Origin of the sequence: Bacillus sp. JJ1503, assembly GCF_036965125.1 — a bacterium.
Taxonomy (GTDB): domain Bacteria; phylum Bacillota; class Bacilli; order Bacillales; family Cytobacillaceae; genus Cytobacillus.
In genome coordinates this window covers 1-6117 of record NZ_JBALOZ010000452.1, presented here as the reverse complement: position 1 = coordinate 6117, position 6117 = coordinate 1, and the positions used below count along the sequence as shown (strand labels likewise).

Below are 6117 nucleotides of genomic sequence, written 5' to 3'. Positions count from 1 at the left end.
GGAATAATCACTAGAACTATATTCTTGTTTGGTTCAATAATGATTACATAAAGGATCAACAAAATAGGAGGCACTAATGAGGCAAGGCTGGCATTTAATGATATCATAGCTGATTTCTTATAATATTCTTGAATATTCATAACCAAATCTCCCAACATATCCAGTAGGAAATTTATTCCCAGTATTGTGTTTATATGCTAAATTAATAGAGTCTCTTTCTATATCTATTAAATACCTCTGGCAATCATGAGTTCTTTGGAGGAAAAAAATGAAAAAAATATTAATTTTAATTAGTGCCGCCATCATCCTGCTTTTAATAATAATTATAGGTATACATCAATCAATGATGGAAACTGCAAAAAAAACTCCACCCCACAGTGTTCCATACTTAATTGTTCTTGGAGCTAAAGTGAATGGAGAAGAAATGTCTCTCAGTTTACTTTTCCGTGCCAAAAAGGCATTAGAGTATTTAAAGGAGAATCCCGAAACGAATGTAATTGTAACTGGAGGGCAAGGAAATGGAGAAAATATTACTGAAGCAGAAGCACTTAGGCGTTTTTTTATTGAACAGGGCATTAGCGAAGACCGGATTCTTAAAGAAGAGCTTTCAACATCTACATATGAAAACTTAAAGTATACGAAAGACCTATATGATATTGATGAGGCAGTTATTGTCAGCAATGACTTTCACCTATATCGTTCTCTTAAACTAGCCGAAAAGGTAGAAATAAAAGGTTATCCTTTAGCTGCAGAAACACCAGCAATCGTAAAAACAACACTTTTTATTAGGGAATATGCAGCAATCATAAAAATGACTATAGTAGGTAAATAAAAGAACCCAAAACCTTGGGTTCTTAAGCAAGTTCTTTTTTTCGAAATATACGAATGCTTCCTGCGAGCATTAAAATAATAGCAACAATTGAAAGGATTAAAGATGGGAATGTCTCTTTAGGAGCTCCCCCGTAAAACAGTAATTGACTTGTATAGGCCGGAAGCTGAACAGGACTCCAATCTAACCAATTTGCAAATATAGTATTAAAAATACTCAATAAAATAATAACTATAAGTGAGACAAAACCAACAGCCCCAGGGGATTTTAAGATTGAATTAAAAAGAACAGTAAGCGTTAATACAAAGGACAGCCAGATTCCATTTAAAAAGAAAGACTGCATAAAATCAGCAAAAGGAACTGCTTCAAACAAAATGACGACATAATACCATGATGCAAGATACCCTGCAAAAAAAGAAACCCATAATAAAAGCATGGCACCCGCCCATTTTGCCGTTATAAAAGATGTATAGGAAACTGGTTTTACCAAAATTAGACCTGCTACACCGCTCTTCCTCTCTCCAGCGATCATGCCCATTGAAGTTAAAACAATGACTAAAACACCTAGAGTATTAAATTGACTAAGTATTGAAACCATAACCTCTGATGCAGATGGAACTGGGAGCTGAATGACAGCCCCTTCAGGCTATCCTCCAACGGCATCAAGGATCTGAGGCATGAAATACACTGTTAATGGTTCCTTAACTGCGAGTAAAATAAATACAATTGGAACCCAAATCCATTTGAAATTTCTCGACAATTCAACCATTTCTTTATTAAAAAGAGTCACCCATTGGTTCATTTTTGCACCACCTTCATAAATACATCCTCTAGGCTTGTTCTGCTAATCTCAAACTTAAGCAAGGGTAAGTTATTTTCGACTATCTCTTTAAGAACAGCCCTTTTTGTCCTTTCGACATCATCAGATACAATACTGATTATGTTCCCGTCTACTGAAACAGATAATGCTAAGCTGGAAAAATTCTGTGCATATTCATCGGCCTTCCCTCGGAATACCAGCTCAATCTTAGCCTGCTGATGTTTATCACGAAGCTCTTCCATCGTTCCCGATTCTATTATTTCCCCATTATGCAGAAACAGAATTTCATCACAAACCTCTTCTGCATCATTTAAAATATGTGTGGAAAAAAGAATGGTCGTTTCCTTTTTCAGCTTTTCAAGCAGCTCAAGCACTTCTCTGCGGCCAAACGGGTCAAGAGCAGATACTGGTTCATCGAGCATAACTAACTTAGGCTTGTGAATGATGGCCTGTGCAATCCCTAACCTCTGCTTCATTCCTCCAGAATACTTGCCAACCCGGCGGTTCTTTGCTTCAGCAATACCGACCATTTCAAGAAGCTCATCTGTCCGTTTTTTTGATTCACTTTTCTGTAATCCAGCTAATCTCCCTGCATATTCCAGAAACTCCCTGCCCGTCATCCATTCATAGAAAACAGGATGCTGAGGAAGATACCCAATCCATTTTCGAAAATCCGCCCCTTTTTCAAGCCCATCAAATACGATACTGCCTGAGTTCGGCATCATTAAGCCCGAAAGCATTTGCAAGGTGGTCGTTTTTCCGGCACCATTTGCTCCGAGTAAAGCTATACATTTTCCTTTTGTTAACGTAAAATCCAATCCTTTAATGACTTCAAGGTCTTTAAAGGCTTTTTTTAGTCCTTTGACAGTGACAACATCAGACATTAATGATTTCTCCTTCCAACAACAAAATAGAGAATGGAGCCGATGAGATTTCCAAACAAGATGATAATGGCCCACATCCATTTCGGCCCGTTTGTTTTTTCAATCCGGACTAAATCAATCACAGCAATCACCAATAGAATAAGCTGTATAACAATAATGGGAGCAATAATTGCCCAATTAATACCTTGTAATAATTCCATTTTTCATTCCTCCTAAGTGAGTCATTATTTGGTTTCCAGCTATAAGACGTCTAAGTTCAGAAATCGTTCAAAAAAAATAAAAAAAATCTAAGAGATTTATAATCCCCTAGACTTAAAGTTTTTTATCGAATTATTCTAAATACTAACGGAATTTGGTATTCCTTTCCTTCGTAAGCTTTTACTGCCGCAACAATCGTAAAAATAAATCCAAGTACACCTACAATCCAAATTGTGATGAAACCGATTAGAACAATCATTAAGATTGAACTGATCAAGGCGTAAACACCATAGGAAATGACAAAGTTAAAATATTCTTTCCCATGATTATCAATAAATGATGATTCGTTTTTCTTTAATAACCAAATGATAAGCGGCCCAACGATGGTTGTAAAAAAACTTGTTACATAAATGGCTGTCGCTAGTAATTTTTCATCCTGTGATGGCATGATTTAATCCCCCATTTCAAATTTTTGAAGAAGTCTAGAACAATAACTATAATTCCTCTTACGTTACTATTTACGCCTTAGAAGCAAAAATGTTTCACATTATTTCACACATTTTTATTTACCTGACCACTAGATTTCATTTTCAGTTCTTGTTTAGGACAAGATGAATACAATTTGTAATGACAACCCCTATTGCCTAATGGCAAAAGAATTTTATTCAATAGGTTGTAAGATTGTTTAAAGGGTGATGCCATTTGATGTCAAAGATTGAGGCCTTTATACTAGGAATAATTCAGGGTTTTACCGAATTTCTTCCTATATCAAGTACAGGGCATTTGTATTTAGGGAGGCACTTATTTGGTTTGGATGAGGCAGGACTTTTTCTAGATACGATGCTGCATGTCGGGACATTGCTTGCTGTGCTTGTTGTATATAAAAACGAACTTCTTCAAATTATAAAAAATCCTTTTGGCAAGCTTTCGATGCTGCTAGTCATTGGAACGATTCCTGCAGTAATCATTGGCTTTTTATTTAGTGATTTATTTGACTCCATCTCAAAGACTGGAGTTACGATTGGCTGGGAATTCTTAGTCACTGGGATCATTCTTTGGTTTGCTGATCGAATTCGTAATGGTGCAAAGAAAATGGAGAGTATTTCCTATGGAGATGCTTTATTTATCGGCACATTTCAAGCAGCGGCCATCTTCCCCGCTGTTTCAAGGTCCGGCCTCACGATCGCAGCAGGGTTATTTAGAAAACTGGATAGAGAGACAGCTGCCTATTTCTCATTTTTATTGTCTATACCAGCGATAGCAGGTGGGATTGTTCTTCAATTTGGGGAGATGCTTTCAGGCCGTACAGAATCCATTTCCTTTGGAAGTTTATTTGTCGCCACCCTGTCTTCTGCGATTTTTGGGTATATGGCAGTTGTCTGGATGATTAATTTTCTAAAAAGAAAATCACTCAAAATCTTTGCGGTTTATGTTTGGGTTCTTGGCATCTCCATCATCATCCTTCAAATGACTGGGATATTCTAATGGTCCGATTTGAAGTCATAAAGGAGTTTTTAAATTGAAAGAGTTCATTCTTTCTGTTTTTGACATTTTATCACAGCTTGATTATTTTGGAATTGCTCTTGGCCTTATGGTTGAAGTAATACCAAGTGAAATTGTATTGAGCTATGGGGGTTATTTAATAAGCACTGGAAAAATTCATTTCTGGGGTGCTCTTATCGCCGGTGTTATTGGGGGAACATTTGCGCAGCTTTTTCTATATTGGCTTGGAGTTTATGGCGGAAGGCCCGTGCTTGATAAATATGGTAAATTTCTGTTAATCAAAAAGTCTCATTTAGATGCTTCAGAGGAATGGTTTAAAAAGTATGGAACAGGAGTCATTTTTACAGCGCGATTTGTCCCAGTTATTCGCCATGCGATTTCCATACCTGCTGGCATTTCCAAAATGCCTTTATCAATCTTCACCTTATATACTGTAGCAGCCATGATTCCTTGGACCGTTTTATTTTTATTATTAGGAATGGAGCTAGGAGACCATTGGAGAGATATTAAAGACTATGCAAAGCCATTTCTGATGCCTATTATCATTCTAGCTTTTGTATCGATCGGAATTTACTTCTTTTATAAAAAACGCCAAGAAAAGAAATAATCTTCCTTCACCGCTCCGTGCGGTTTTTTATATTAAATAATGTTCCTTATTATGATCATAGTTGTTAAAATAAATAGAAAAAGATTGATGCCAGAAAGGAATATCATGACAAAAATATTATTGAAAAACGCCAATGTTTACCCGGTCACAGCATCTGCTTTTTATGGCGATGTTTTAGTTGAAAACGGGAAAATTGCCGGAATAGGAAAAATAGATGTTACAGGTCCAGATGTTTATGTCATCGAATGTCATAACCATTATTTATTCCCAGGATTTATTGATGTTCATACACATCTTGGCCTGTATGATGAAGGGACAGGCTGGGCAGGAAATGATGCCAATGAAACGGCTGAGCTCTTGTCTCCTCATGTTAGGGCGATGGATGGAGTATACCCGCTTGATCCTGCATTTTCCGATGCAGTAAAATATGGGATTACAACCGCTCATATTATGCCAGGCAGCGCAAATGTAATTGGCGGAACAACTTCTGTTATTAAAACAGCCGGTAAGAATATTAAGAAAATGCTTGTTCAGGAAACCGCAGGATTGAAAATCGCTCTTGGCGAAAATCCGAAACAAATTCACAGCCAAGGAAATAAAGATTCGATCACTAGAATGGGAATTATGGGAAAGCTTCGGGAAGTATTCTATGAGGCTGCAAGTACTGATCAGCCTGAATCATTGCGGACTGCTCCCATTATTCAAGCTCTTAATCGGGAAATCCCTGTTCGGGTTCATGCTCATCGTGCAGACGATATTATTTCCGCTGTTCGATTTGCTGAGGAATTTAATCTTGATTTAAGGATTGAGCATTGTACAGAAGGACATCTCATTGCAGAGGAATTAGCTGACCTTCATTTAAAAGTATCAGTTGGTCCAACTTTAACAAGACGTTCGAAGGTGGAGCTTAAGAATAAAACGTGGAAAACATATCAGGAACTTACAAACCATGGTGTAGAAGTATCCATCACAACAGACCACCCTTATACACCTATTCAATATTTGAACTTATGCGCTGCTATCGCTGTTCGTGAAGGTTTATCAGAACAAAAGGCTTTAGAAGGAATAACCATTCTTCCAGCAAAAAATCTCCGAGTTGACAAGCAGCTAGGCAGTATTGAACCCGGGAAGGATGCCGATTTAGTCCTTTGGAGTCATCACCCCTTTCATTTTCTTGCAAAACCAAAATGGACGATGATAAACGGTGTTTTCGAATATACTGAGTCGTAAAGTGAAACTTCAATCAGTGGGGATTTTCTTTCATCCCCCACTGATT

The 6117-nt window shown here is 37.3% G+C and carries 9 protein-coding genes; 4 read left to right on the top strand and 5 right to left on the bottom strand.

Annotation, left to right across the window (positions count from 1 at the left end; genetic code table 11):
* Nucleotides 1-268 precede the first annotated feature (268 nt).
* Entirely contained in the window at nucleotides 269-832 is a 564-nt protein-coding gene (locus V7149_RS24980) for a YdcF family protein (RefSeq protein WP_335348266.1), read from the top strand.
* 22 nt (nucleotides 833-854) lie between these two features.
* Here V7149_RS24980 and V7149_RS24975 read toward each other — a convergent pair whose 3' ends face one another.
* The 5 genes from V7149_RS24975 to V7149_RS24955 form a co-directional block, all read right to left on the bottom strand.
* Entirely contained in the window at nucleotides 855-1427 is a 573-nt protein-coding gene (locus V7149_RS24975) for an ABC transporter permease (RefSeq protein WP_335348265.1), read from the bottom strand.
* Between the two features lie 48 nt (nucleotides 1428-1475).
* Nucleotides 1476-1631 (bottom strand): hypothetical protein, encoded by a 156-nt coding sequence (locus V7149_RS24970; RefSeq protein WP_335348264.1) that lies wholly within the window; start codon nucleotides 1629-1631, stop codon nucleotides 1476-1478.
* Nucleotides 1628-2533 (bottom strand): ABC transporter ATP-binding protein, encoded by a 906-nt coding sequence (locus V7149_RS24965; protein WP_335348263.1) that lies wholly within the window; start codon nucleotides 2531-2533, stop codon nucleotides 1628-1630. Before V7149_RS24965 ends, V7149_RS24970 begins: the two co-directional genes overlap by 4 nt.
* Nucleotides 2533-2733, bottom strand: coding sequence for a PLD nuclease N-terminal domain-containing protein (locus tag V7149_RS24960; protein ID WP_335348262.1), 201 nt, complete (start codon nucleotides 2731-2733; stop codon nucleotides 2533-2535). Before V7149_RS24960 ends, V7149_RS24965 begins: the two co-directional genes overlap by 1 nt.
* Nucleotides 2734-2855: 122 nt before the next feature.
* Nucleotides 2856-3179, bottom strand: coding sequence for a DUF4870 domain-containing protein (locus V7149_RS24955; RefSeq protein WP_335348261.1), 324 nt, complete (start codon nucleotides 3177-3179; stop codon nucleotides 2856-2858).
* 257 nt (nucleotides 3180-3436) lie between these two features.
* Here V7149_RS24955 and V7149_RS24950 point away from each other — a divergent pair, with 257 nt between their 5' ends.
* From V7149_RS24950 to V7149_RS24940, 3 genes are all read left to right on the top strand, one after another.
* The gene (locus V7149_RS24950; RefSeq protein WP_335348260.1) at nucleotides 3437-4216 is read left to right on the top strand and encodes an undecaprenyl-diphosphate phosphatase; all 780 of its coding nucleotides are present in this window, start codon (nucleotides 3437-3439) and stop codon (nucleotides 4214-4216) included.
* A 34-nt stretch (nucleotides 4217-4250) separates the two neighbouring features.
* Nucleotides 4251-4841 carry a DedA family protein gene (locus tag V7149_RS24945; protein ID WP_335348259.1) on the top strand — a complete coding sequence of 197 codons (591 nt, stop codon included), beginning with the start codon at nucleotides 4251-4253 and terminating at the stop codon, nucleotides 4839-4841.
* A gap of 105 nt (nucleotides 4842-4946) precedes the next feature.
* Entirely contained in the window at nucleotides 4947-6071 is a 1125-nt protein-coding gene (locus tag V7149_RS24940; protein WP_335348258.1) for an amidohydrolase, read from the top strand.
* The last annotated feature ends 46 nt before the right edge of the window (nucleotides 6072-6117 follow it).